This is a genomic window from Shewanella sp. AS16 (assembly GCF_021412365.1).
GTDB classification, from domain to species: domain Bacteria; phylum Pseudomonadota; class Gammaproteobacteria; order Enterobacterales; family Shewanellaceae; genus Shewanella; species Shewanella salipaludis.
On the sequence record NZ_JAKCLK010000002.1, the window covers coordinates 247,051 to 272,201 of the forward strand.

20 protein-coding genes are annotated in these 25,151 nt (G+C 58.8%); 8 read left to right on the forward strand and 12 right to left on the reverse strand.

The annotated features are described in order from the left end of the window. Positions 1-80 precede the first annotated feature (80 nt). Positions 81-815, forward strand: coding sequence for a sulfite exporter TauE/SafE family protein (locus tag LZP73_RS05925; RefSeq protein WP_234233553.1), 735 nt, complete (start codon positions 81-83; stop codon positions 813-815). Positions 816-833: 18 nt separating this feature from the next. On the opposite strand, the gene traF is transcribed toward LZP73_RS05925, so the two are convergent. From traF to LZP73_RS05960, 7 genes are all read right to left on the reverse strand, one after another. Then, positions 834-1,646, reverse strand: a complete 813-nt coding sequence (traF, locus tag LZP73_RS05930; RefSeq protein WP_234233554.1) for a conjugal transfer protein TraF — start codon at positions 1,644-1,646, stop codon at positions 834-836. A gap of 546 nt (positions 1,647-2,192) precedes the next feature. After that, the gene (locus tag LZP73_RS05935) at positions 2,193-2,747 is read right to left on the reverse strand and encodes a response regulator transcription factor (protein WP_234233555.1); all 555 of its coding nucleotides are present in this window, start codon (positions 2,745-2,747) and stop codon (positions 2,193-2,195) included. Further along, positions 2,744-4,075: a sensor histidine kinase gene (locus LZP73_RS05940; protein WP_234233556.1), complete on the reverse strand. Its 1,332-nt coding sequence runs from the start codon at positions 4,073-4,075 to the stop codon at positions 2,744-2,746. Before LZP73_RS05940 ends, LZP73_RS05935 begins: the two co-directional genes overlap by 4 nt. Beyond that, positions 4,072-5,001: a dTDP-4-dehydrorhamnose reductase family protein gene (locus LZP73_RS05945; RefSeq protein WP_234233557.1), complete on the reverse strand. Its 930-nt coding sequence runs from the start codon at positions 4,999-5,001 to the stop codon at positions 4,072-4,074. Before LZP73_RS05945 ends, LZP73_RS05940 begins: the two co-directional genes overlap by 4 nt. Positions 5,002-5,108: 107 nt before the next feature. Next, a complete protein-coding gene (locus LZP73_RS05950) occupies positions 5,109-6,026 on the reverse strand; it encodes a pseudouridine synthase (protein WP_234233558.1) in 918 nt (305 codons plus the stop codon). Between the two features lie 97 nt (positions 6,027-6,123). Beyond that, on the reverse strand, positions 6,124-6,699 hold the full coding sequence (locus LZP73_RS05955) for an LON peptidase substrate-binding domain-containing protein (RefSeq protein ID WP_169564615.1): 576 nt from the start codon (positions 6,697-6,699) through the stop codon (positions 6,124-6,126). 149 nt (positions 6,700-6,848) lie between these two features. Further along, the gene (locus LZP73_RS05960) at positions 6,849-7,907 is read right to left on the reverse strand and encodes an alpha/beta hydrolase (RefSeq protein WP_234233559.1); all 1,059 of its coding nucleotides are present in this window, start codon (positions 7,905-7,907) and stop codon (positions 6,849-6,851) included. 318 nt (positions 7,908-8,225) lie between these two features. On the opposite strand from LZP73_RS05960, the gene LZP73_RS05965 reads away from it, so the two are divergent. Continuing rightward, positions 8,226-10,619, forward strand: coding sequence for a TonB-dependent receptor plug domain-containing protein (locus LZP73_RS05965; protein ID WP_234233560.1), 2,394 nt, complete (start codon positions 8,226-8,228; stop codon positions 10,617-10,619). 137 nt (positions 10,620-10,756) lie between these two features. Continuing rightward, complete coding sequence (locus LZP73_RS05970) at positions 10,757-11,218, forward strand: YhcH/YjgK/YiaL family protein (protein ID WP_234234226.1); 462 nt, start codon at positions 10,757-10,759, stop codon at positions 11,216-11,218. A 54-nt stretch (positions 11,219-11,272) separates the two neighbouring features. Here the strand turns inward: LZP73_RS05970 and mrcB are convergent, their stop codons facing one another. From mrcB to LZP73_RS05985, 3 genes are all read right to left on the reverse strand, one after another. Then, a complete protein-coding gene (gene mrcB / locus LZP73_RS05975; protein ID WP_234233561.1) occupies positions 11,273-13,612 on the reverse strand; it encodes a penicillin-binding protein 1B in 2,340 nt (779 codons plus the stop codon). Positions 13,613-13,615: 3 nt separating this feature from the next. Further along, complete coding sequence (hrpB, locus tag LZP73_RS05980) at positions 13,616-16,147, reverse strand: ATP-dependent helicase HrpB (protein ID WP_234233562.1); 2,532 nt, start codon at positions 16,145-16,147, stop codon at positions 13,616-13,618. A gap of 113 nt (positions 16,148-16,260) precedes the next feature. Then, positions 16,261-18,519: a putative bifunctional diguanylate cyclase/phosphodiesterase gene (locus tag LZP73_RS05985; protein ID WP_234233563.1), complete on the reverse strand. Its 2,259-nt coding sequence runs from the start codon at positions 18,517-18,519 to the stop codon at positions 16,261-16,263. A gap of 225 nt (positions 18,520-18,744) precedes the next feature. Between LZP73_RS05985 and thpR the strand changes: the two genes are divergently transcribed. Beyond that, complete coding sequence (thpR, locus tag LZP73_RS05990; protein WP_234233564.1) at positions 18,745-19,272, forward strand: RNA 2',3'-cyclic phosphodiesterase; 528 nt, start codon at positions 18,745-18,747, stop codon at positions 19,270-19,272. A 20-nt stretch (positions 19,273-19,292) separates the two neighbouring features. Here the strand turns inward: thpR and LZP73_RS05995 are convergent, their stop codons facing one another. After that, positions 19,293-19,790 carry a GNAT family N-acetyltransferase gene (locus tag LZP73_RS05995; protein ID WP_234233565.1) on the reverse strand — a complete coding sequence of 166 codons (498 nt, stop codon included), beginning with the start codon at positions 19,788-19,790 and terminating at the stop codon, positions 19,293-19,295. A gap of 105 nt (positions 19,791-19,895) precedes the next feature. After that, the gene (gene pepB, locus LZP73_RS06000; RefSeq protein WP_234233566.1) at positions 19,896-21,173 is read right to left on the reverse strand and encodes an aminopeptidase PepB; all 1,278 of its coding nucleotides are present in this window, start codon (positions 21,171-21,173) and stop codon (positions 19,896-19,898) included. 180 nt (positions 21,174-21,353) lie between these two features. On the opposite strand from pepB, the gene sfsA reads away from it, so the two are divergent. The 4 genes from sfsA to pcnB all read left to right on the forward strand — a co-directional run bounded on the left by sfsA (position 21,354) and on the right by pcnB (position 25,147). Next, positions 21,354-22,058 carry a DNA/RNA nuclease SfsA gene (gene sfsA / locus LZP73_RS06005; protein WP_234233567.1) on the forward strand — a complete coding sequence of 235 codons (705 nt, stop codon included), beginning with the start codon at positions 21,354-21,356 and terminating at the stop codon, positions 22,056-22,058. Positions 22,059-22,247: 189 nt separating this feature from the next. Next, the gene (dksA, locus tag LZP73_RS06010; protein WP_169564604.1) at positions 22,248-22,691 is read left to right on the forward strand and encodes an RNA polymerase-binding protein DksA; all 444 of its coding nucleotides are present in this window, start codon (positions 22,248-22,250) and stop codon (positions 22,689-22,691) included. A gap of 91 nt (positions 22,692-22,782) precedes the next feature. Next, positions 22,783-23,658: a tRNA glutamyl-Q(34) synthetase GluQRS gene (gene gluQRS / locus LZP73_RS06015; RefSeq protein ID WP_234233568.1), complete on the forward strand. Its 876-nt coding sequence runs from the start codon at positions 22,783-22,785 to the stop codon at positions 23,656-23,658. Between the two features lie 19 nt (positions 23,659-23,677). Continuing rightward, complete coding sequence (gene pcnB / locus LZP73_RS06020) at positions 23,678-25,147, forward strand: polynucleotide adenylyltransferase PcnB (protein ID WP_234233569.1); 1,470 nt, start codon at positions 23,678-23,680, stop codon at positions 25,145-25,147. Positions 25,148-25,151: the final 4 nt, after the last annotated feature.

A 25,151-nucleotide genomic window follows, 5' to 3' on the forward strand; every position in this document is an offset into this window, starting at 1 on the left:
AATACAAAGTAATAAACACAAAGGGATCGGATTGCGATCCCTTTGTGTCATCGGAATCTTAGCTTGTCCATGAGCCCTTCATGATAGAAGTCCACACCCTGGCGCTGGCGTCACTTATCATCTTCTTCGGCGCCCTGACCCAGAGCCTGATAGGTTTCGGCCTGGCTGTGGTCGCCAGCCCGCTGTTGTACATAGTGGATCCCCAGCTGGTGCCGGCGCCCGTGATCATGATGGGCTTCGCCATTTCCCTGCTATCCCTGTTCAGAGACAGAGGACATCTGGAGTTCGGCGGCCTGCAATATGCCCTGCTCGGGCGCATCCCCGGCGGCCTGCTCGGCGCCAGTCTGCTGCTGTTCGCGCCGCAACCCCTGCTCGGCCTGGCGATCGCTTTCATAGTGGCCATCGCGGTGCTGTTAAGCCTGTTCAGATTCAGCCTGCCGATCAACAGGATCAGCCTCTTCTGTGCCGGGGTCGTCTCGGGTATCTTCGGCAATATTGCCGCCATAGGTGGACCGCCCATGGCCATACTCTTGTCGGGCAAAGATGCGAGGCAGTTTCGCGCCGCCCTGTCGGCCTTCTTCATCTTCAGCTCGCTGATCGCCCTGGCCATACTGGCGCTGACCGGGCTGCTGCAAGCCAAGCATCTGTGGTTGTCCTTGCTCTTGCTGCCATCCGTGCTCGCCGGCTATCTGGTGGCGGGACGCCTGATTGGCCTGGTCAACAAAGACAAGACCAGGGCGGTAACCCTGATCTTGTGTGGTGTGAGTGCATTGGTATTGACTGTGAAGTCGAGCCTGAGCCTCTTGGCCCAATGAAGGGGAGCGAACCCGGCATCAGAAATGATAGGAAGTTTGCAACACAGCGCCCATCGCATCATCCGTGCCGTACATGCCAACCAGGTCCAGATTGAACACGCGTCCAAGGCTAACCCCAGTGCCTATGGAATAACGCCCGGCCGTCTTAGCCTCAAGATCTTGCCTATACCCGAGGCGCAATGACAACCAATCGGTCGCCCTGAGTTCACCGCCCATGCGCCAATACTGGCTACCGTCGATGTCGGCAAACTCATAGTGACGGGTCAGCTCTATGTCTGAGCTCAGGGTCAGCATGGACCAATCGTAGGCGATACCCGCAGTGACGCTGGGGGCGACCCTGTAGGTCTGTACCCGCCCCAGGGGGTCGACCCTCTCCAGCTCACGCCTGAACAGATTGCGGCCCGAGACGCCCAGAGTCAGTCCCTCGGTTAATTCCATGGCAACCCCGACATCCAGATTGAACCCGAGATCTTCGTTGCGGTAACTGTCATTATCTAACTCACCGGCCTCAAGGTTGTTGCCAGCCATGGCATAGTAATGACTGTCCAGGTATTGCAACCCGGGGGAGAGCCCAAGCATGACAGGCATGTTGACTATCGACAGCGGAAAACTCAGCGCTAAGCCGAGATCCGCCACTGAGCCTGCAGTCATCTGCCCCCGGGACAGCAAGTCGGTCTCCGCCGGCGAATTGCCGGGATCCAGGCGATGCAGATGGATGAAGCGGTCAGAGGTCGCCATGGCGTTGCTGCGGGCCTCATAATCGCCCTGAGCGCCATAAGATGCCGCGCAGTAGATAACTGAGCATGCCAGTGCCAACCACTTCAATTTCATCTCATTCATCCTCTTGCTTTTATCGTTTAAAGATAGCTCAAGGCCAGGGCGGCGCCGTAGATTTTTTCCGGAGCAACACATTTACCGCCCTGCGCTTGCAAGGCGAATGTGGCCAAGCTGCCCCAAGCAGGTAAATATGAGGATATGTAAGATGTTAAATGGACAATTTGGCACTCTGACCCGCGCCCTGTTCGAGCGGGAAAGCTGGGATGCTCCGCACGGCTATTGGCTGCGGTGATCCGCCGCCGGTTTATTGAGTAACTTACATTGCAGGGTCCGCCTGTGCATTCCCTGCCTGTACGGCTATTGGCAACGGTGATCCGCCGCCGGTTTCTTGAGTAACTTGCGCTGCAGGGTCCGCCTGTGCATTCCTTGACTGTACGGCTATTGGCTGCGGTGATCCGCCGCCGGTTTCTTGAGTAGCTTACATTGCAGGGTCCGCCTGTGCGTTCCCTGCCTGTACGGCTATTGGCAACGGTGATCCGCCGCCGGTTTCTTGAGTAACTTACATTGCAGGGTCCGCCTGTGCATTCCCTGCCTGTACGGCTATTGGCAACGGTGATCCGCCGCCGGTTTCTTGAGTAACTTGCGCTGCAGGGTCCGCCTGTGCATTCCCAATTGGCGGGCGGTGGCGGATACATTGCCCTGATTGGCACTGAGCACCTGCTGAATATGCTCCCATTCCAGCCTCTTGGGGCTCAGTGGCGCTTCATCGACCCATTCATCCAGTTCGCTCTGCCGGCTCGGCGGACTCATTTGTGCCAAGGCGGCCAACAAGGTCTGAGTGTCGACTGGCTTGGCCAGGTAGTTGTCTGCCCCGAGGCGAATGGCCTCGACCGCAGTGGCTATGCTGGCGTAGCCCGTCAGCAATATCAGGGTGACTCGGGGCAATAGCTGCCGCAAGGGCACTATCAATCCCAGGCCATTGGACTCTGCCAGTTTCATGTCGAGCAAAATATGGCTGGGTTTGAATTGACGCGCCGCCAACAGGGCCTCATTGGCATCATGGCTCAGGCGGCACTCGAAGCCATGACGCCCCAGGCGCCTGCCAAGCACTTCGGCCAGGGCCAGATCGTCTTCTATGATCAATATGCGGTTCATGCCTTCTCCTCCGCGAGCGAGGCACAGTCAGCTGCAACACCGGGCTCCATGCCGTCCTCCTCAGCGTCTTCAACCCGCAGCACAGGCAGCCAAATTTCCGCTACCGTGCCCCCCTCAGGATGGTTAGCCATGAGCAATTTCCCGCCGAGCCGCTCCAGGCTGGCATGGCTGAGCAGCAACGCCGCCCCCATGCCTTTGGGGTTACGCACCAGGCTGCTGCCGAGCTGTGCCAAGACTTCGGGAGCAATGCCCGGGCCAAAATCCCGAATGCCGATGCAGAGCTGCCGCTGCGAGCGGGAATAGCGGACACTCAAGTGCACCTCAACGTCGGCTGCATGCTCCAGATTGGCACGGACGGCATTTTCCAGCAGCGCCATGATGGCGGGGATCAGGCTCATGTCGGTCAAGATGCAGATCCGCGCCAAGGCGTCTGCTTCTGCGTCCAGGAGCCAGTCCACCCGGGTCTGGGGCATCAGCAGCAAAATCTTTTGCCTCAGGCTGCGAATCACCGCATCGACCCTTTCCTCCACTTGTCTGCCGGAGCGGATGAACTCGGTGGCGGAGCGCAACTCATTCAGCGTGTGCTCGCAGCGACTCAGGGCCGCATCCATCTCAGTGATGGACACAGACGGCCCGCCAATGTCTTCTCTTATCTCATCATGCAACAAACGCAGGCTGGACAGCGGCGTCGCCAATTGGTGAGCCATCTGGGCCGAGGCCGTGCCCAGTGCCAACAGTTGCTCCTGCCTCAGCTGTGCCTCACGCATGTACGCCAGTTCGGCATCCTGACGGCGCATGCGTGAGGCGATCACGGCCACGCTCGTGGTCATCACCAGTGCCGAGATCAAAAAATTGAGCCACATTCCCAGGTAGTGCGAGCTCATGTCCATGCCATGATGCTGCATCTGCTCTGCGGGTAAACTGAAGAGCATCAGGCTGTAGGCCAGGGTCGACATCAGGGTCAAGAGCCAGGGGGCCCAGATGGGCAAGGTCACAGCCGCCAGCGCTATGGGCAACAAGAGCAAGGAAATGAAGGCATTGGTGGCACCGCCGGAGAAATACAGCCAGCTTATCCAAAACAGGCTGTCGACGGTCAGAGCGACAAACAAGCCGGATCTGGTGGCGAATAGGGCCTTACCCAGCCTGAGGGTGAAGCCCAGGTATAGCGCTTCCAGCACCCAGATGAGGACCAAGGGGTCAAGCTGCAGGCTCAGGCCGAAGGTATCGGCGGCAAACAGGCTGAGAATAAGCTGCAATACCAGGGCCAGGCTGCGCAGCAACGCCACCTGGGTCCTGGAGTTGGTCGTGATAAGGCCGCTGACTCTCACTGTGCCGCGGCCCCGGTCGGCATGACTCCGGCCTCGGCCAATGCCGGTCCGGACTGCGCCAAAGCCGCCTCGACACCTGCCATGAAGCTCAACCCGGGCAAGATCCCCAGACGTGCCAAACGCTCACATTTCAGGGTACAGTCATGGGGGCGTTTGGCGCTGTCACCCGGCTCATCCATGGGATGCAGATGAGCCGTATCCAGCCCGAGCAAATCGGCCAGGGCCAATGCCATCTGATACTTAGTCAGGGTTTCCCCGGCGCTGAAATGATAAATGCCGCTCAGAGGCCGGCCTTGCAACCTCAGGCGCAAGAGCTGTGCCATGGCGGCGGCAACATCGGCCGTCGAGGTGGGGCGGCGCATGGCCCAGTGATCCAGCGCCTGTGGACGCTTGTCGAGCAGAGATTTAAGCAACACGAGCACAGCCGATTCCTCGAGTCGCTCGACTCTGCCATAGAGTATCGGCAACCTGAGCACGGCGGCGTCGGGAACTGTCTCGGCCACTATCTGCTCGCCGCGCCACTTGGACTCACCGTAAAAGTTCAGGGGATTGGGCCTGTCCTGCTCGGCGTATGCGGGCGCTGTGCCGTCAAACACATAATCGGTTGAAATGTAAAGCAGCCAGGCACCATTGGCCTTAGCCGCCTCGGCCAAGGTACGGGTGGCATTCAAATTCAGCGCCAGCGTCGCCTGAGGATCCTGCTCGGACACATCTGGGCGGCGCTCCGCCGCACAGTGAATGATCACCTCGGGCTTATGGCTGGCGACGAAACGCCGGACCTGCTCCGCCTGGATCAGATCCAGGCTATGTTGCCCTGCGCCGACACGACTCAAGCCGGTGGCGATCAGCCTATGCTCACCCTCGAGTCGGGCACAGACCGCCCTGCCCAACAGGCCGGTGGCTCCGGTGATCATAATATTTGCCATGTCTTCCCCTGACGCTATCTGTTGCTGACTGGGCCTAGTCTATGGATTATTGCCTGATTGCGCACGGCTTTATCACCAGGGATGTGACCCAGGTGGCGCTTCCCTGGCTAGAGGGTCAAACCCTCGCAGGCCAGATCCCGGCTTAGTCCGCTGACGGGATCTATGAAGCTCAGTCGCCTGGCCAGTAATTGCAGCGGCTGGGCGAAATCATCCGCCCCCTTGGGCTGTAATTGCGGGTAAAACCTGTCGTTGAGCAAGGGCATGCCCAGGCTCTGCATATGCACCCTGAGCTGGTGTGTCTTGCCCGTGATGGGGCTGAGTTCGAATAGGCCCAGATTGCCCTTGACCGCCACCAAACTGATTTCCGAATGACTGTTGGCCTCGCCCTCTGCCACTCTCATGGTGAAGCTGGGCAGGCCCTTCTGCAGCCGGTTCTTCACTGTCCAGTGCACCGGCAACTGCAGCTCGCCGGCCGCCAGTTGCGCCTGCAGTGCCGGAGTCAGCCGGGCCAATGCCTGATACTCCTTGCGTATCTGCTTATCGACAAACAGGGCATGATACAGGTGCCGGGTCTCGGGGGTGACCGTCATCAAGATGATACCGGCCGTCTCCCTGTCCAGCCTGTGTGCCGGGACTATGGTGCTGATACCCGTCTTCAACCTGAGCCTATGCACCAGGCATTCGTTGACGAAGTTGCCGCTCGGGGTCACGGGCAAGAAATGTGGTTTATAGACGAGGATCGCATGCTCATCCTGATGCAGTATCCGTTCTTCGAAGGGGATCTTGGCCTCGACAGGCACCTCGCGGTAGTAGTAGACCCTGGCCATGGGACGGCATTGGGTCTCCCGTGTTATCAGGCTGCCATCGAGCCAGTGCACCTTGCCCTCCAGGACCCGGGTCCGCCAGGTCGCGGCATCGATACGATTGAAATGTTGCACCAGAAATTGCAGTACCGTCGAGTCCGGGTCAATTTCACGGGGCAAGACGACATAGGAGGGCTGGGCGGCGCGGGCACTGGCGGTCATATTCAGGTTCTGGTCGATAAGGCAGCGGCAACGAAAGCCTTATTCTAGCCGCTTTTCGCTTTTTCAGTCCATAGCCAGAGCCCAAGCCGGGCCTGGGCTACTCGACGTGGGACTTGATCAACTGCAGCACAAAATCCATGGTCTTATGGCAATCGGGTTGGTTCACCAGCAGCAGTTTATCCCTGTTGTACATGGGCAGCACCTCGAGCCAGCGCTGGCTCACCCATGAAGCATCGTCCAGATTGACATGATTGTAGAGTTCCAGCAATTCGGGATTGACATGGTAGAACTGTTCCAATGCCGCACTGATCAGCTCGAACTCGCCGCTGATGGGTTCTTGGGCCCAGTTCTGGCATGGCAGAGTACTGGCGAGCCACAGCTTATCCAGCTGCTGAGCCGCAGAGAGGATTTTCACCCGCTGACGCCCTTCCAGCACTATGCTGAGACTGTCGTCCTGCAGCTGATTGAAGTCTATGATCTCGCACTGGGTGGCCGTGGGATAGCAAGGGGGCTGGCCGTGTCGCCTGGCGGTGGCGAAGGCCAGTGGGTAGTATCCTTTGAAGACATTGGCGACCATGGTCAAGTAACGGGGTTCGACGATCCGCACTTCTATCCTTCCATCGGGCAGCAACAATGCATCCTGCGTAAGTAACGCCATTTGCTGTGTTTTCATGGCCACCCCCTTCCCCCAAGAGATCGGAAAAGTGTCGATTTGTTTGATCAACGACTTAAGTGTAGCAGTTGGACCAACTTCGGCCATCCAGCGCCACGCTCTCAACTATTAGACATAGACAGGAGGAGATTTGTTGCAGCCGGGGAGATTTAAACGAAGGGCTCCAGGCATTGCGCCAGCGTGCCCTTGGTGATGATTTGGTCCAGCTCCTCGGCCAGGCGCTCACTCATGGCGGCGGCTTGGCGCCAATAGGCCATGCGGCTCTCGGTATCCAGTGTCTTGAAATCTTCCCTGTCGGGGATCTTGGCGAAGGGTAGACTGGCAATAAATGCTGCCGAAGGCGTTAAGATCAAGGCATTGTCATAGTTCACTCCCGCCCGGCGCCACCCCAGGGACTTGTCGAACCAACCCGGGGTGATCTTGGGGTAAAAGTGCGGATACAAGGTCAAGCCGGGGGCATGGGATAGGGGCAGATCGAAATGATAATCCGTGATGCCGCCATCATAGTAATGCCCAGCCTCAACCCCTGGGATCTCGGTTACAGGAGCCAACAGCAAAGGAATAGATCCTGTTGCCAGCATCACCTTGGCCGCATTGTCCCGGGTCAGGCTGGCCTGACGGCTGGGCAGATCCTGCAGGCAAGCGAAGGGCGAGGCGGGATCTTGCTGGCTGAAGACGAAACGTTCGAAGTGCCAGCCCAGGGTCTTGCGGCTCACTAGATTGCTCATGGCGGTCCCCGCCAGGCCGGCAGTCAATGCCAGTCGCCCCTCGGCCCGGTTCAAATGTCTGCCGCGGCACACCAGTAAGTGGCTGCGAATGACGCCATTGCCGGCCAGAGCCGCGGCGCCCTTGTCGCCCAAAATCCCCTGCACCATGAGTTGAACCTGGGCACTGACGGCTTCCCGGCTCGGCTTAGTCTCGTAGCGCTGGCCTATGTAGAAGTCCTCGAGCCTGGCATAGGCCTCAAGCGGCGCCTGCTGTGCCAGACAGGCCAGACGCCAGGCACCGGACGAGGCGCCCAGGGTATAGAGCGGCGCCTGCCTGTCCTTGAAAAACTCGCCGAACAGATACTTATCCACTCCGGCAATGCCCAGCCACTTGGGGCCGCCTGAGGCCGCCAGCAGTTGGCTGAATAGCTCGGGCCTCAGCCCTTGCTCGGAGAGTGTCTTGTATGCCGTCGGACCGGCGAGCAAACGCAGTGCAGGCAAGTCTGTACTCCAAAAAGTCGGTAAAAAATCGCTTCAAAAGATTACAACAGCCATTCCTGGCTGTCTAAATTTTCGCGTTAGCTCAGTCCAAACATCAGAAAATTAACCTGAAATTGTTGAATTTTTAAGCCATTACTCGACAAAGCAACAAAAATGCCGCAAAAATAGAATCACTCGACAACAAGAGCAACCCATAGACAACATACAGCTATAACACCGGGCTCTGAGTTATCACTTTTACGTCTATTGGCATCATTTGTAACAGTGGTAACCTGCGCGCCTTTAACAGTTTGATTAGAAAAATTATCGGGAGATTATATGCGCTTAGGACTCCTCGCATTGGCGGTAGCCGCCAATTTCAGCCTGCCTGCCGCCAACGCCGCGGACGAGCAAGCCCAGGTCGAAAAAATTACCATCATAGGCTCACGCATCGCGCTGCGCACTGTGACCGACAGTGCCGCACCGGTCGACATCATCACGGCCGAACAGCTCGAGTCCACCGGCATGACGGAAACCGCCAAGGCGCTGCAGTTCGCCGCTCCCAGCTATAACTTCCCCTTCTCGTCGGTGACGGATGGCTCGGACGCAGTGCGTCCCGCCAGCCTGCGCGGCATGTCGCCGGATCACACTTTGGTGCTGGTCAATGGCAAGCGCCGTCACGGTTCGGCGCTGGTTCACCTAAGCGGCACCGTCGGCAAGGGCTCCTCCAACGTCGACTTGAATGCCATCCCCATGACGGCCATCAAACGCATCGAAATTCTCCGCGATGGCGCTTCGGCCCAGTATGGCTCGGATGCCATCGCCGGGGTGATCAACGTGGTGCTCAAGGACAGTGCCGACGGCGGCAGCCTGAGTGCCCAGGCAGGCCAAACCTACGAAGGTGACGGCCAGCAGTGGCGGGTTGGCCTGAATCATGGCATGGGCCTGGGAGATGACGGCTTCATCAACCTGTCGCTGGAAGCCCATCACAAGGATTCCACCAACCGCGCCGGGCTGGATCCGCGTCAGCAGTACCCCAAGCTGGCCAACGGCAGTGAAGATCCCAGGGAACTGACCTTTAACAAACTGAACCACCAGGTCGGCGATGCCGAATACGACAACCTGGGCCTGTTCGTGAATGCGGGCAAGGCCATGGGTGACAAGGCCGAGTTTTATGCCTTCGGTGGCCTGAGCAAGCGAGAAACCAAATCCGGTGCCTTCTACCGCCGGGCTCTCGACTCCCGCAACCTGCTGGAAATCTACCCCGACGGCTTCCTGCCGAAGATCAACCCAGACATAGTCGATGGCTCCCTGGTGCTCGGCACCAAATTCGAACTCGGCGAATGGAACCTGGACGCTTCGGCCGGCTATGGCAGCAACGCCTTCACCTACAATGTCGACAACACGCTCAACGCCTCTCTCGGTCCAGACAGTCCGACCCGTTTCGATGCCGGCACCCTCTCTACCACAGAGACCAATGTCAGCCTGGATGCCTCGCGTTATTTCGATTTCGCCAACGACTCGGAAATCATGCTGGCAATAGGCTTGTCATGGCGCCAGAACGGCTATGAGATTGAGGCGGGTGAATCAGGCTCTTACATCAACGGTGGTTATATGGACAGGCCGGCCGGCAGCCAGGGCTTCACCGGCTTCACCCCCGAGTCGGAAGTGGACGAGACCCGCTCCAACAAGGGCATCTTTATGGAGCTGGAAAACCAGCTGACCAATGAATTTTACTGGGCGGCGGCGCTACGCTATGAAGACTATTCAGACTTCGGCGGCAACACCAGCTGGAAGCTCAGCGGGCGTTATGACTTCAACGACAACTTAGCCCTGCGGGCGACGGCCAATACCGGCTTTCGCGCCCCCAGCGTGCAGCAACTCTATTTCACCAACATCTCCACCCTGTTCAACCCGGATCCCGTCACCGGTCAACTGGTGCCGACAGAGTCGGGTACCTTCAATACCCTTTCCCCTGTCACCAAGGCGCTGGACATAGGCCAACTGGAAGCCGAGATTTCCCAGTCCTACAGCCTGGGGCTGGTATATACCAACAACGACGGTCTGGCCGTGACCCTGGACGCTTACCAGATCTCGGTCGACGATCGCATAGTGCTGTCCAGCCAGCTGACACCGGATGACTCGCCTCTGGTCGCCGCCGCCTTGGCGACGACCAGTGCCGAGTCGGCACGTTTCTTCATCAATGCGGTCGACACCCGTACCCGGGGCATAGATCTGGTCATGACCCAGAATATGGATATGGGTCACTATGGGAACTTGAGAGCCAATCTGGCCTATGGTTACAACAAGACGGAAATTGAAGACATACACTTGCCCAATGTCCTCGATGGCTTGGAAACCAAGCTCTTCGATGCTATAGAACAGACCCGCATGACCAAGGCGACGCCAAATCACACAGGCAGCGTTGGCCTGACCCATGACTTGGGCGACTTCAGCACCAACCTGCGCCTGAGTTACTTCGGCAGCTACAGCGTGGGCTACTCCAGTGGCGATGTCGAATACGGCGACAAGTGGGTGACGGATCTGTCGGTCAAGTATGCCGCCACGGATGCGCTCAGCTTCACCGCCGGGGTGCAGAACCTGTTCGACGTGTATCCGGATAAACGCCCGGATGACAACAACTTCAACGGCATCTTCGTTTACCCCCTGACCAATACCCCCTTCGGATTCAATGGCGGCTATTACTTCCTCGAGATGAGGTACAGCTACTGATCCCGATGTGACTTGGGCTGGAGCCAAGACATAAGCAACGACATTAACAACAAAAAGGCCATCACTCGATGGCCTTTTTTAATTGCCCTGGGCAAGGCATAATCTGCGCCATCAGTCTCCTCTATCAGGGCAAACAAATGCTAGTCGACACCCTTGGCAACCGCCATTTCTACACAAGTCTCCATCCCCGCCTGGCCAGGGCGCTGGCACATCTGGCAGCAACAGACTTCGGCAAGCTGGAGGCAGGCAGCTACCCACTGGAAGGTGAAGACATCTTCGTGATAGTCAACGACTATGAGACCAAGCCGAGGGACACAGAGCCCTTCGAGGTCCACAGGAAATACATAGACGTGCAATATGTGGTCAGCGGCGAAGAGGAATTCGGCTATCTGCCACTGGCACAGCAGACGCCATCCAAGCCTTATTTCGAGAAGCACGACTATGCCGAGTTTGATTATGAGTCCAACCGGAGCGATGCCTCCTATATCAAACTCAAGGCCGGCATGTTCGCCCTCTTCTTCCCGGGTGACATCCACATGCCGGGCACGGGCGATACCCCGACATCGGTGCGCAAGGTGGTGATCAAGGTCAGAGTCTGACCTCAGAGTGCAAACTAGGGATGACGGCCAAACTCTGTTTGGCCGTCATCTGCCCTAGTGGCCGCCGAGGATCTTCTTCCACCAAGGCAGGGGCTCGCCACAGTTGGCGGCGGGACGATAGCTCTGACGCAGTGCCGGCAAGGCGACGACCCGGCGGCAATCCGCCTGCTTGGCCTCCCCTGTGTCGACATCGAAATACCCCTGCACCACATTGTCTTCCGGCGTCATCCGCAGGCCGATAGGCGGACGGTTATTCAGGAATGCCTGGTATACCGCCATGGCGCCGCTGCTGCCATAGAGATTGGTCTTGCCATTATCATCCAGACCAACCCAGATGGCGGCCACGTTACGCTCATCGAAGCCGGCAAACCAGGAGTCACGACTGTCGTTACTCGTGCCTGTCTTGCCCGCCAGCGCCACCCCTGGGAAGGCGCGTCCGAGTCTGGCACCCGTGCCCGATTGCACCACCTGCTGCATGCCATACTGCACCAGGTAGTCAGTGCCAGGATCTATGGCCTGATCCTGCGCAGGTCTGGCGACCGGCAGCTGTTGGTTATCGCTGTCCAGCACGGAAGTCACACTGGAAAGCTTGCGGTAGCGGCCGTGATCCGCCAACGTCTGGTACACCTGAGCCACCATGAGTGGCGAGCCATTCACCGCCCCGAGCAAGATGGACGGATAGCTGGGCACAGACTCGGACCAGCCGGCCTTGTCCAGGGTCTGGATCACTGTGTCTATCCCTATCGCCACCCCGAGATTGACGGTCGGCACGTTCATCGACTTCTTGAAGGCGGTCAGCAGCGGCACTTCACCGCTGAATGTCTTATCCACGTTCAATGGTGACCAGGTCTTGCCCTGCTCATTCGTGAGTGTGATGGGCTGATCCGCGAGCGGTGTCGCCAGGTTATACTTATCCCCCTGGGCCAGGGCGCTGGCATAGACGAAGGGCTTGATCAAGGAGCCTATGGGACGGCGGATCTCCAATGCCCGGTTGAAACCATCGAACCCCGGCACCTTATCCCCCACCATGGCCGCGATGCCGCCGGTATACTTGTCTGTCACCACCATGCCGACCTGCAGCTTGGCGTTATTCTTGTCGAAGCGCTTGAAACTCTGGCTCACGGCCTGCTCGGCCGCTTCCTGCGCCATGGGATCCAGCGTGGTATAGACCTTGATGCCGGACTGCTTCAGCAGGCTATCCCCGTAACGCTCGGCCAGCTCCTGCTTCACCAGGGCATAGAAGGCGGGGATCTTTTGATGCACAGGCTTGCTGGCATTTCTGAGTCCCAGCGGCGACTCGACGGCCGCCTTGTATTGGGCCACATTCAGCTCACCCGCTTCCATCAGCAGCCGCAGCACCAGATCGCGCCGCTCCTGGCTGCGCTCCGGATAGCGCCAGGGATTGTAGTAGGAAGGTCCCTTGATGGCCGCCACCAGGAAGGCCTGTTGCGGCAGGGTCAGTTCACCCAGGGGACGGCCGAAGTAGAATTGCGACGCCAGCCCCATGCCATGCACTTCACGGGACTTATCCTGGCCCATGTAGACCTCATTCAGATAGGCCTCGAGGATCTCATCCTTGCTGTAACGGAAATCTATGATCAAGGCCATCACGGCTTCGCGCAGCTTGCGTACCAGCGAGCGCTCGCTGGAGAGAAAGAAGTTTTTCGCCAGCTGCTGAGTCAGGGTCGAGCCCCCCTGCACCGTCCGGCCGGCACTGAGGTTGACGAAGGCGGCCCTGATGATGGCCAAGGGATTGACCCCATGATGCTGGTAGAAGCTGCGATCTTCAACCAACAGCAGGGCGGCGATGATCGGCTTGGGGATGTCGGCCGCGGGCACGAATAACCTGTCTTCGCCATCGCCCGTCACTATCCTGTCCAGCAGCACGGGTTCCAGATGGAATACGGCCAACTGCCGCTTGTCTTCGACCCGCTCAACCGAGCTAACGCCCTGGCCGTCGAAGCTTATCATGACCCTCTGCTCCGCCTGGTTGCCTTCCGGATGCCGGAAAGGCCGCCGCCAGAGTTCGATGCGGGTGCTGGATGCCGAGAACTCGCCCACCTGACGGGGATTGGCCACCTTGCGATAGCCGAGCAATTTCAGCTCAGCCATCAACTGGGGATGACTGATGGCAGCCCCTGGATATAAGGCCATGGAGCGGCTGAAGACCTGCGCCGGCAGGTGCCATTTCTGCCCTTCGAACTTGCGGGCTATGACCTGATCCAGGTAAATGCCATACAGGCTGATGGCGGCGAAGAGTATTATCCCCAGCTTCCAGCCAAGGGACCAGAGGCGTCCGAGCCAGCCACGGGCCGGCTTATTGGCCGGCGTTTTTCTCGCACTTTTATTGGGGGTCTTTCTGGGTGCTTTTTGGGGTGTCGCTTTTATCGTCATAGTCTAATCATTACGAGAAGCCGCGCCCGAGGCCAACGTCTTCTTCTTGGTAAATTTTGTCGGTAAGGTGTTGGCCGGATCATCCGGCCACAAATGCTTGGGATAGCGGCCACGCATCTCCTTCTTGACCTCATGGTAAGGTCCCTGCCAGAAGCTGGCCAAATCCGCCGTCACCGCCAGCGGTCGCTGTGCCGGTGAAAGCAGGGTCATAGTAACAGGGATTTTTCCCTGGGCAAGCATTGGGCTCTGGGACATGCCCAGGGCTTCCTGCAAGCGTACGCTCAGCAGGGCGCGACCGTTGGCATCATAGTGGATCCTGGCCCGGGTCCCGGTCGCCATAGGCCAACTGGTCGGCAACAGGGCATCCAATTTCTGTTGTTGCTCCCAGGACATGAGATTGCGCAGCAGGCCATGGCAATCTATGCGCGCCAGTTGCGCCAGGTTGTTGACCTGGGTCAGGTAGGGCGCCAGCCAGGATTCCAGCGACGCCAACAGCGCCTCATCCGTGAGGCTGGGCCAGTCTTGATCTTGGTAATGTTCGCCCACCAAGGCCAAACGCAGCTGCAACTGTGTCACGCTCTCATCCCAGTTGAGCAGCCCCAGGCCCTTGCGGCGCAGCTGTGCCAGTATCGCGGCGACTATCTGGCTCCGATCCAGATTGGCAATGGCCTGGGTGCTCAGGAGTATCTGTCCCACCTTGGCCTGACGTTCGGCATAGAAACGCCCCTTGGCCTCATCCCAGCCACACTCTTGCTGCCGCGTCACCAGGAAGTCCAGCTCCCGCTCCAACAGAGTGACATCGAAGCGACCGGCGAGGTACACACGCCCGGCGGTTCTGCCCTCCGTCTGCTGGAAGTCGGCAATCACCAACCAGGGATGTCCCGCCAGCGCATCCTCCGGCGCCAGGCTAACCCCTGTGCCATTCGCCAGCTGGTAGCCGTCCACACCCCTGGCCTTGGCGATCCTGTCCGGGTAGGCCAAGGCCAGCAATAGGCCTATGTCCTGATCCCCGGCATGGGACACGGCCTCGGCCAGGGCGCCGCCCAGCTTGAGCTTCTGCTGCCATGACCTGACCTGGGAGCCTGTCTGTCCCTGGCAGGCCAGTGCCAGATAGCCGCCTATGTCAGCCCCTCTCCTTGGCAGGCCCCTGGCCTCGAGCACACCGGCCAGCAAGCAAGCCAGGGTCGCCAGCTCGGGACGCCGTTGTTTTTCGGCCAACAGTTTGGCCTTGAGCAGCATGTGCGCCAGCCTGGGGTGGCAGCCCAGGCGATGGGCCGCCTGCCCCAGGGGGGTGATCTTGCGTCTGGCATCAACCAGCTCCAGCTGGGTCAACAACTCCCAGCCCAGGGTCTCATGCACCTTGGGCGGCGCCGTCAAGAGGGTCAGCTCCTGCAGGGATCTGGCCCCCCAGAAGGCACAGTCGAGCACCATGGGCAGAAGATCCGAATGCAAGATCTCCGGCTCATCAGCCTTGGGCATCCTGTCGTGCTCTTCCTGACTCCAGAGCCGCAGGCAGTAACCCGGGGCCAGACGGCCGGCACGGCCGCTGCGCTGGGTCGCCGACGCTTGGCTGATACGCTTGAGTGCCAGGCGGCTGACCCCTGTCCTGGGGTTGAAGCCCGCATGGCGCCGATAGCCGCTGTCGACCACCAGGCTGATGCCTTCTATGGTCAAACTGGACTCGGCCACATTGGTCGCCAACACCAACTTGCGGCGCCCGGCGGGAGCGGGGGCGATCGCCTTATCCTGAGCCTGGGGTGACAGCTCGCCATAGAGGGGGCAGATGCTGAAGCGCTCACCATCGAGGCGCGCACCGAGAAACTCCGCCAGCCGCAAAATCTCCGCCTTTCCCGGCAGGAAGGCCAACAGGGAGCCGGCAGCCAATTCGGCCGGCACCGGCGAGTCGGGCCCGAGCAACTCGAGCACGCAGCGGCCCATGTGCTCCAACCAGGCTTGCTGGCCCTTGACGGGACGATAGTCGACGGCGACAGGGAAACTGCGGCCCTCGCTGCTAAGGGACTTGGCCTCGGGCATGAGTTCGGCCAGGGGCAGGCCACTGAGGGTGGCCGACATGGCCAGGATCTTGAGATCGTCACGCAGCGAGGCCTGCACCTCGAGCGCCAGCGCCAGACCGAGATCTGTGGTCAGGTGGCGTTCATGGATTTCATCGAAGATGATCACCCCAACCCCCTTGAGTTCAGGGTCTTGCTGGATCATCCGGGTCAAGATGCCTTCGGTGACGATTTCCAGGCGGGTTTGACAGCCGACCCTGGACTCGCCACGGATACGAAAACCCACCTCTTGCCCCAGGCATTGGCCACGGCGCTCGGCAATGAATTGCGCCACGCTGCGGGTCGCCACCCGGCGGGGTTCCAGCATCAGGATGCGGCCGGCTATCTCGGGCCAGTCCAACATGGCCAGCGGCAGGGCCGTCGACTTTCCTGCGCCTGTGGGAGCCTCGAGGATCACTTGGTCATGGTGGGCCAGAGCCTCGCGGATTGCGGGTAACAAGGCATGTATGGGTAGCTGGTTCAAGGGACAAGTATCGCAGAGTGATTCATGGCGCCAGTGTACTAAGAATCCAGCGCCGGCGCCATGTCGCAGGGGTACCCTGCAAGGTTGGGGTGAGCCAGGGCATCCTTGCCGGCTCAAATTTCCCCGCTGACATACTGAGACTGGCGCAGCGGCAACCAGGGAGCGCTCAGCCCAGAGACCAAGGTGGCGAGCCTGGCCGGCGCCGCTATGCCGTAGCCCTGGGCATAATCCACCCCCAAACTCCTGAGTTGGTGGCCTATGCTCTCCGACTCGACAAATTCGGCTATGGTCTCGAACTCCATGTCTAACCCGAGCTGGCAGATGGCCGAGACTATCGCCTGATCGGCACGATTGGCACACAGGTTCTGCACAAACTGGCCGTCTATCTTGACGAAATCCACATCCAGGCATTTGAGGTAAGCGAAACTGGAAAATCCCGAACCGAAGTCATCCAGGGCCAGCTTGCAGCCCAGGGGCCTGAGCAGTTCGATCAAGCGGGTCGCCTGCTGCAGCTGACTCAGGGCGGCGGTTTCGGTGATCTCGAAACATAACTTGTCGACCAGCTCGGGCTCGGCCAACAGCCGCATCTCCAGCCAATCCATGAATTGCGGATCCCCGAGTGAGGTCGCCGACAGATTGACTGACACCATGCTCAGTTCGCGCCAGAGCGTCGGGTGAGCCGTGCCCCATTGCAGCAGATGCTCTACCACCCAGAGATCGACTCTGGGGGCCAGATTATAACGTTCGGCGGCGGGCAAGAAGATCCCCGGCGACAGCAGACTGCCATCGGGCCGCTGCATTCGCAGCAGTATCTCCAGATGCAGTCCGCCATCATAGTCATGCAAAGGGGCTATGGGCTGGAAATAGAGCTCGAACCTGTCCTCCGACAGCGCGCTCACTATGTCCACCGAGGCCAGCATCTCGGTATAACGCCTATGGATCTGAGGATCTGTATCACAGTACAGATGCCAATCGTTGCGCCCTCTGTCCTTGACCACATGGCAAGCCGCATCGGCCTGGCCCACGACATTGTAGATGTCGATATCCTGCTTGTTCAGGCACGCCAGACCTATGCTGACACTGACGTTATGCTGGCGTCCTTCCCAGTTGAAATCATGCTTGAATAGCTGCCGACAGATACGCTCGGCGGCCTGCTTCACTGTATCCAGGGAGCTATTGCACATCAGGATGCCGAACTCATCACCGCCGAGGCGGGCCACCAGGTCTTCCTTGCGCACCAACTCTTTGAGCCTGTTGGCGATCTGGCATAGCAGTCGATCGCCTGCCTGATAACCACTGATATTATTGATCACCTGAAACTGATCCAGATCTATGAAGGCTATGCTGACCTGGCTGTTATCCTTGGTCTTCAGCAACCGGCTGAGCACCTGCTCGAAATGCAAGCGATTCGGCAACCCCGTCAGGGCATCGTAATTGGCCTGAAATGACAGCTCATCCGCCAGACGATAACGCTCGCTGACATCCTCGGCCATCATCAACAGGCTCTGATTTCCGCCCCCGGCCAGTTTTTGGCCTGGGCCACGGCTGAAGCTGAGCTTCAGCCAGTGCGGCCCCCTGAGGGTCTTCAAGGGCAACTCGCACCAGCTGCGGGTCAATACGCCTTCACGCACCACCCTCAGGGTGTTGAGCAGCATGCTATGCTCCTCTGTCCTGACCATGGCGAGCAGGTCGTCGCCATTTTCCAGGGGCAAGTTCTGCATGGCGACGCTGTTCAACAGGCAGAGCCGGTTGTCGTCATTCACCAGGGCGCAGGCCAGGGGCAACTGATGGAATAATCCCTGGTACTTGTCTTCACTGAACTTCTGGGCCCTGTCCTTGCGCCTGAACTCCAGCGCCGCGGCGATCAGACCACTGTTATGACGCAGCTCGGCGACCAAGTCCTGGTGCCAATAACGCCCCCCTGAGCAGTCGAGCGCCCCCACCAGCAGTCGGGTCTCGCCAAAGGTCAAGAGTGGCAACAGCAGCAAGCTGTCGAGATTGAACTTCCGCAACAGGGCCCGCTCCTCCTGTGCCACATAGTGGCTCAGGGGGGTCAACTCTATCTGCCTGGGGTGACGAATCAAGCTGCCGAACAGCGGCTGTTTGACCAAGGTGTAAAGCAACACACGCTCGGGGAATGAGGCAAATTCGGGGGGCAGGTATAGGGCCGGGGTCTGAGTATCTGGGCTGGCCTGTCGGCTTGGCAGCCGGCGACGCTTGGGTAGGCTGAGAATAAAGGCACAATCGCAGGGCAGGCGGGAAGAGATTGTCGCCAACACCCTTGGCATTATCTCATCCAGAGGGGTCTTGGCGCTCCCCTCGAATATTTCCGCCAGTTCATAGGCCAGGGGCCGGGTTGATGCAGCTGACATAAGGTGGCATTCCTTACCAAGAATCTTCCTGAGCCAATTGGGACTTCATTTCACACAGCGTCAGTCACAAAAGTTGAGGCGATATACCATGGAGTCGGTTTTTGAACTTAGTATGAGTATAGGCATAAAATACCTAGAGTAGCGCCGAATGTTGCGCCGTAACGGCATAGGACGGCAGTGACGCCAAGGGCATTATCATGGCAGCCGAAGCAGGAGATACCCGATATGAGCAAGAAACTCTTTCTGGGCTTTGCCCCCGAGCCACATAACCTGGCGAAATTACTGAGATTACAACATGAGCTGCACCCCTGGCTGAACCGGAATGCGAAACCCGTGGCCGTGGCCAACTTACATCTGACGCTGGCGTTCCTCGGCCAAGTGCCCCCGACCGAAATGGAGCGGTTGCGCAAGGCGGTTGCCAAGCTGCATAAACCCGCCTTCAGCCTGACCCTCGACAGACTCAGGCATTGGTCTGGGCCGAAGATCCTCTGCCTGAGCGGCGAGGTCGCAGATCCTGGCCTCGCCGCCCTGGCCAGCGACAGCCAGAGGTTATGCCATGAACTGGGATTGCATTGCAGCGAACAGGCATTCATCCCGCATATCAGCCTATTTCGCAAGGTGAAACAGGCCCCGGAGCCTGTGCCTGAGCCCATAAGTTTAACGCCACACAAGCTGCACTTGTACGAATCCCTGTCGGCCGAGGACGGCGTGCATTACCAGATAATAGAGTCCTGGGAGCTGACGTCGGACTGATGTCGGGTGAATGCCAGGGGTTAACGTTCAACCTTGGGTACCGGCCCCAGCTCCTTATGCATCACCACACAGTCGAGTACTATGCCCCTGGGCGAGCGGTAGACAGAGGCTTCTTCCATGCCATCCCCGCCATAGCCACAGCTGCGGTAGAAGGCGGCCGCATTCAGGGTCGACTCCAGCCTGAGGCCGGCCAATCCCAAGTTCCAGGCCCTATGTTCCATGAATGCCAACAGACGTTTGCCGATGCCAAGCCCCATATACCCGGGGGCCACGAATAGGGCTTCCAGCTGGGCATAGGGCAGATCCAGCATCACGGTGGCCACCACATTCCCCTCGAGCTCGGCGACATAGAAATGCTCAGCCACCACCCGGGTAAACTGCGGCGTCAGGCTCCCCTGGGTCCAAATGGCCAGATCTTTGGCCTCATAGAAACCCTCGCAGCCGGCTAAGATGGCCTCATTGCGTATGTCCCAGCAGCGCTGGGCATCCAGGTGCGTCGCCTTCCTTATGCTTATCATCCTCTTCTCCCAAGTTCCGAGCAACAAGGAATAAAGCATACCAAAATCAATTATTTGTGGGCATAAAAAAACCGCCTTGAGGCGGTTTTTTTGCTGAGCCGAGCGCTAGTCTTTAAGCAGTTCGGCTATGGTCAACACACCGTGGGTGGTCGCCCCTGCGCCCCAAAGCGCCGAAGCAGAATCTTCGAAGGCCCCGGCGAGATCCATGTGCAACCAGTCTGCTGCTGGCGACACGAAACGCCACAGGAAACCGGCGGCATTGGAAGCACCGCCGGCGCCGCCGCCCTTCATGGCACGGCTGTTGGCGGTATCCGCATAGGCAGACGGGCACATGTCTTTATGCCAAGGGTCCAGCGGCAATGGCCAGACGCGTTCGGCCACTGCGGCGGCCTTGCGCTGCGCCAGCTGCAAGGTGTCGGCCTTGGGCGAGAAGATGGCGTTATAGTTGCCACCGACCGCCATCACGGCGGCGCCCGTCAGGGTCGCGGCGTCTATGATGAAAGCCGCGCCCGTGGCCGATGCCGCCTGCAGACCATCGGCCAGCACCAGGCGTCCCTCGGCATCCGTGTTGACCACTTCGACTGTGACGCCATTCTTATAGGTCAGAATGTCACCCAGTTTATAGGCACGACCGCTGATCAGATTCTCGGCACAGCAGAGGAAGAGCTTCACCCGCTTATTGAGGCCGGACTTGATCGCCAAGCCCAGTGCCGCAGTCACAGTCGCCGCACCGCCCATGTCGCACTTCATCCCCAACATGCCTTCGGATGCCTTGATGCTGTAACCGCCCGAATCGAAGGTGATGCCTTTACCCACCAATGCCACGGACACGGGCGCATCTTCGCCCAGCGGATTGTAATCCAGCTCCAGCATGGCCGGTGGCCGTTCACTGCCGCGACCGACCGCATGTAATCCTATCCATTGTGCTTCCAGCAGGGCATCGCCTTCTATGATGCGAAAATTCACCTTGCTGCCACCTATGGCTGCCAACCATTCACCGGCCTGGGTCGCCAGCGTCACGGGTGACAGGTTCTCCGGGGTCTCGTTGATCAGCTGTCTGGCAAAGCTCGCGCTCTCGGCCCTGTGAGTCAGTTCGGCCTGCATGGCGGCATCACCGCACCAACGCACCTCATAACCCGGCTTGGCGGTGGCGAAGCCCTGGGCGAAGACCCACTGGCGGTTGATATCCCACAGCGGCCCCTCGAGCTGGACGCCGTTGATGCCCTGAGAACGTATCTTGCGCGCCGCCATCTGAATTTGACGCAACTCATCGTCGCCATTCAGATGTATCAACGCCTGACCGGCGCCATAGGTCACATCCGCTTTGCCCCAATGGGCGGCGGGGGTTTCCCGGGTCAGTATTACTTGCATTACTTGGCTCATGGTGAGTCCTTATTTTCAGATTTGCCTCAGTTTACTTCATCCCTCCCCCCCACTTAAAGGGAGCGGCCCAAGGATATTTTTTCCCGCTGTAAAGCCTGGCGGAATTTGTTAGGCTATGGCGCCGGCGACTGAGCCGCGGTTCAATGCCTTATTCTTCAAGCCGACTCCTGGAGTACCCGGATGCAATTCGCCCCCCCGCTCGAGAGCGGCATACTGCTTCGCCGTTATAAGCGCTTCCTCGCCGACATAAGACTGGCCGATGGCACTGAGCTCACCCTTCACTGCCCCAACACGGGTTCGATGAAGAACTGCCAATTTCCCGGGGAAAGGGTATGGTTTTCCACCTCGGACAATCCCAAACGCAAGTATGCCCATACCTGGGAATTGATGCAGACCCCAAGCGGCGAGCTGATAGGCATCAACACAGGCCGTGCCAATGCGCTGGCGGCAGAGGCCATAGAAGCCGGGGTGATCCCCGAACTGCAGGGTTATGAGCGACTCAGGCGCGAAGTCAAATACGGTGACGAGAATAGCCGCATAGATATACTGCTGAGCGGCCAAGGCAAGCCGGACTGCTATGTGGAGGTCAAGAGCTGTACCTTGCTCGAAGGCGACAGGGGCTATTTTCCCGATGCAGTCACCAGCCGGGGACAGAAACACCTGCGGGAGTTGATGCAGATGGTAGCCCGGGGCCACAGGGCAGTGCTCTTGTTTGCCGTGCAACACACGGGAATTGACACGGTTCAGGCCGCGACTCACATAGACCCGGACTATACTCTACTAATGGCACAGGCAGTGAAAGCCGGCGTCGAAGTGCTGGCCTACAAGGCCATACTCAGCCCTTCGGGGGCCTCACTGACTGAGGCATGTAGAGTCTTCATTTGAAGGTCATTGGTTTGGGGCATAGATAAAGTTGTAATTCTGTCCGGAAGCAGACATAGTCAACAAATTAAGGATGATAGAAAGTTCAGCCTTGGGTAAAGTTAAAATTTGCCTAGTGATTGAGTTTCTGCTATAGATAGCGGCCGTTCTTAAGGACGCCCCTACAAACGCAATGATTACAGGAGATGCGTTATGCCTGAAGGCACCAGAAAACTTGGCGTACTCGCTATCGCAGGTGTAGAGCCTTACCAGGAGAAACCCGGTGAGGAATATATGAACGAAAAACAACTGGGCCATTTCAAGACCATTCTTGAAGCCTGGCGTAACCAGTTGCGTGAAGAGGTCGACCGGACTCTGACCCATATGCAAGATGAAGCGGCAAACTTCCCAGATCCCGTAGACCGTGCCGCTCAGGAAGAAGAATTCAGTCTCGAACTGCGTGCCCGCGACAGAGAACGCAAACTCATCAAGAAAATTGAGAAAACACTGCAGAAAATAGAAGAAGACGATTTCGGCTTCTGTGATTCCTGTGGTATCGAAATCGGCATTCGCCGTCTCGAAGCTCGTCCAACCGCCGATCAGTGTATCGACTGTAAGACACTTGCAGAGATCAAAGAAAAGCAGATGGCAGGCTGAGTCCCAGTGGCGGTCTCCCGGCAGGAAGCCAATTCCTGATGGGTACCGCCTTTATTTTTACCGTCTCATTCCCAGCCGCTGATTTAACCCTGTGACCACTCTCCCCTACATAGGCCGCTTCGCGCCTTCGCCTTCGGGCCCGTTGCATTTTGGTTCGCTCATCGCCGCCCTCGGCAGCTTCCTGCGTGCCCGTTCGCTGGCGGGCAAATGGCTGCTGCGCATCGAAGACATAGATCCCCCAAGGGAAGTGGCGGGCGCCAGCGACGACATACTCCGCACCCTGGAGGCCTATGGCATGCTCTGGGACGATACCGAGTTATACCAGAGCCACAGGACCCAAGCCTATCAGGCCAGGCTCGATGCCCTCTTGCGCCAGGATCAGGCCTATTATTGCCACTGCAGCCGCAAGCAGATCCAGGCCATGGGCGGCCTCTATGACGGCCGCTGCGGCAGACTCAGGCCACAGCTCCTGGGCGGCGCCATCCGCATCCGCAACCGGGCGGCCATCGCCGCATTCGACGATATCTTGATGGGCAGAGTGAGTGTCGATAACGCCTTCGCCGCCGAAGACTTCATCATCAGACGCAGCGATGGCCTCTATGCCTACCAGCTGGCCGTGGTGCTGGATGATGCCTTCCAGGGGATCAGCGAAGTGGTCAGGGGCTGCGATCTCATCGAGGCCAGTTGTCGCCAACTCAGCCTGTATAACATGTTTGATCTGAAGGCCCCCGACTGGCTGCACCTGCCGCTGGCCTGCGTCAAGCCCGGAGTAAAGCTCTCCAAGCAGAACCATGCCCCGGCCATAGACAAGCGCCGGCCCCAGGCCAGTCTGCAGGCCGCCTTGGCCTTCCTCGGACAGCCCAGGGTAGATGACGCGGGTTCGGTCGAACAGATGCTGGCACAGGCGGTGGCCCAGTTCAGGCTGGATGCCATAGCGCAACAATCTGAGATACTGATAGGCAGCTGATATACTCATTGGCGCGCAATTGGTATATGATAGCCGCCAGATTTTTAACCAAATAACAGATCATAGTTCGAGGTGTCCCATTTTTCGCCGTATCAGCCAATTCTGCAAACAGCTATTTGAAAATACTCAAACAGAGTGCGTACCCGAACAAGCGCGTACCGCGGACGGCCTGAGTCTGGAGATCATTCCCAGGGATGCCCATAGCATTTCCCGCAGGCAAATCAGTGAAAATGCGCTCAAGGTATTGTACCGCCTGAGTAAATCCGGCTATAAGGCCTACCTGGTCGGTGGCGGTGTGCGCGATATCCTGCTCGACATGGAGCCGAAAGATTTCGACGTGGTCACCAACGCAACCCCGGAAGACATCAAGAAATTATTCCGCAACTGCCGCCTGGTCGGCAGACGCTTCCGCTTGGCGCACATAGTCTTCGGTCGTGACGTGATAGAAGTCGCCACCTTCCGCGGCCACCACGGTGAAAGCAATGAGAAAATCTCCAAGCTCAACGCCGAGGGCCGACTGCTGCGCGACAACGTCTATGGTGAGATAGACGAAGATGCCGAGCGCCGCGACTTTACCGTCAATGCCCTGTATTACGATATCAGCGACTATTCCATCCGCAGCTATGGCGGCGGCATGGAAGATCTCAAGACAGGCACCCTGAGGCTGATTGGCGATCCTGAGACCAGGTATCGTGAGGATCCCGTGCGCATGCTGCGGGCCGTACGTTTCGCCACCAAGCTCGAGATGGGCATAGACGCCTCCGCCGCCGCACCTATCAAACAACTGGCCCCGCTGCTGCAAGACATTCCGGCGGCGCGTATGTACGAAGAAGTGCTGAAACTCTTCTTCGCCGGCAAGGCATTGGCCAATTACCAACTGATGCAGGAATACCAGCTGTTTGCCCCTCTCTTCCCCCAGGTGGCCGACGCCATCAAGGATGAGCCCAAGGCGGCCAAGCTGATCCAGGCCATGCTGCGCAACACGGATGAAAGGGTCAGGGAAGACAAGCCTGTGACCCCGGCCTTCTTCTATGCCGCCATCCTCTGGTACCCTCTGTGCCAGCGGGCCGAGGATATCGCCATAGAGAGTGGCCTGAGCCAATATGACGCCTATTTTGCCGCCATGGGTGACGTGATGGAGCAACAATGCCGCACCATCAGCATACCGCGTCGTTTCAGCACCCCGGCCAAAGACATCTGGCAACTGCAGTTACGCTTCGAGCGCAGCCAGGGCACCCGTGCCTTCAAGCTGATGGAGCACCCTAAATTCAGGGCGGCCTACGATCTCTTGCTGCTGCGCGGCGAAGCCGAAGGTGGCCACCTGGCCAAGCAAGCCGCCTGGTGGCAGTCCTTCGTCGAGGCCGACGAGGACGAGCGCAACAGCATAGCCCGCAGTGGTGCCAAGACGGGCAATGCCAGCCGTAACCGCAACGCCAGCCAGCGTCGCCGTCGCCGCCCGGCTGCCGCCAAGAGCAACCAGGCCGAGTAATTAG

Bases quoted from the DNA above. Each gene is read 5' to 3' on its own strand.
- LZP73_RS05925 (WP_234233553.1), top strand. From the start codon at position 81: ATGATAGAAGTCCACACCCTGGCGCTGGCGTCACTTATCATCTTCTTC.
- traF (WP_234233554.1), bottom strand. From the start codon at position 1,646: ATGAAATTGAAGTGGTTGGCACTGGCATGCTCAGTTATCTACTGCGCG.
- LZP73_RS05935 (WP_234233555.1), bottom strand. From the start codon at position 2,747: ATGAACCGCATATTGATCATAGAAGACGATCTGGCCCTGGCCGAAGTG.
- LZP73_RS05945 (WP_234233557.1), bottom strand. From the start codon at position 5,001: ATGGCAAATATTATGATCACCGGAGCCACCGGCCTGTTGGGCAGGGCG.
- LZP73_RS05950 (WP_234233558.1), bottom strand. From the start codon at position 6,026: ATGACCGCCAGTGCCCGCGCCGCCCAGCCCTCCTATGTCGTCTTGCCC.
- LZP73_RS05955 (WP_169564615.1), bottom strand. From the start codon at position 6,699: ATGAAAACACAGCAAATGGCGTTACTTACGCAGGATGCATTGTTGCTG.
- LZP73_RS05965 (WP_234233560.1), top strand. From the start codon at position 8,226: ATGCGCTTAGGACTCCTCGCATTGGCGGTAGCCGCCAATTTCAGCCTG.
- LZP73_RS05970 (WP_234234226.1), top strand. From the start codon at position 10,757: ATGCTAGTCGACACCCTTGGCAACCGCCATTTCTACACAAGTCTCCAT.
- mrcB (WP_234233561.1), bottom strand. From the start codon at position 13,612: ATGACGATAAAAGCGACACCCCAAAAAGCACCCAGAAAGACCCCCAAT.
- LZP73_RS05985 (WP_234233563.1), bottom strand. From the start codon at position 18,519: ATGTCAGCTGCATCAACCCGGCCCCTGGCCTATGAACTGGCGGAAATA.
- thpR (WP_234233564.1), top strand. From the start codon at position 18,745: ATGAGCAAGAAACTCTTTCTGGGCTTTGCCCCCGAGCCACATAACCTG.
- LZP73_RS05995 (WP_234233565.1), bottom strand. From the start codon at position 19,790: ATGATAAGCATAAGGAAGGCGACGCACCTGGATGCCCAGCGCTGCTGG.
- pepB (WP_234233566.1), bottom strand. From the start codon at position 21,173: ATGAGCCAAGTAATGCAAGTAATACTGACCCGGGAAACCCCCGCCGCC.
- sfsA (WP_234233567.1), top strand. From the start codon at position 21,354: ATGCAATTCGCCCCCCCGCTCGAGAGCGGCATACTGCTTCGCCGTTAT.
- dksA (WP_169564604.1), top strand. From the start codon at position 22,248: ATGCCTGAAGGCACCAGAAAACTTGGCGTACTCGCTATCGCAGGTGTA.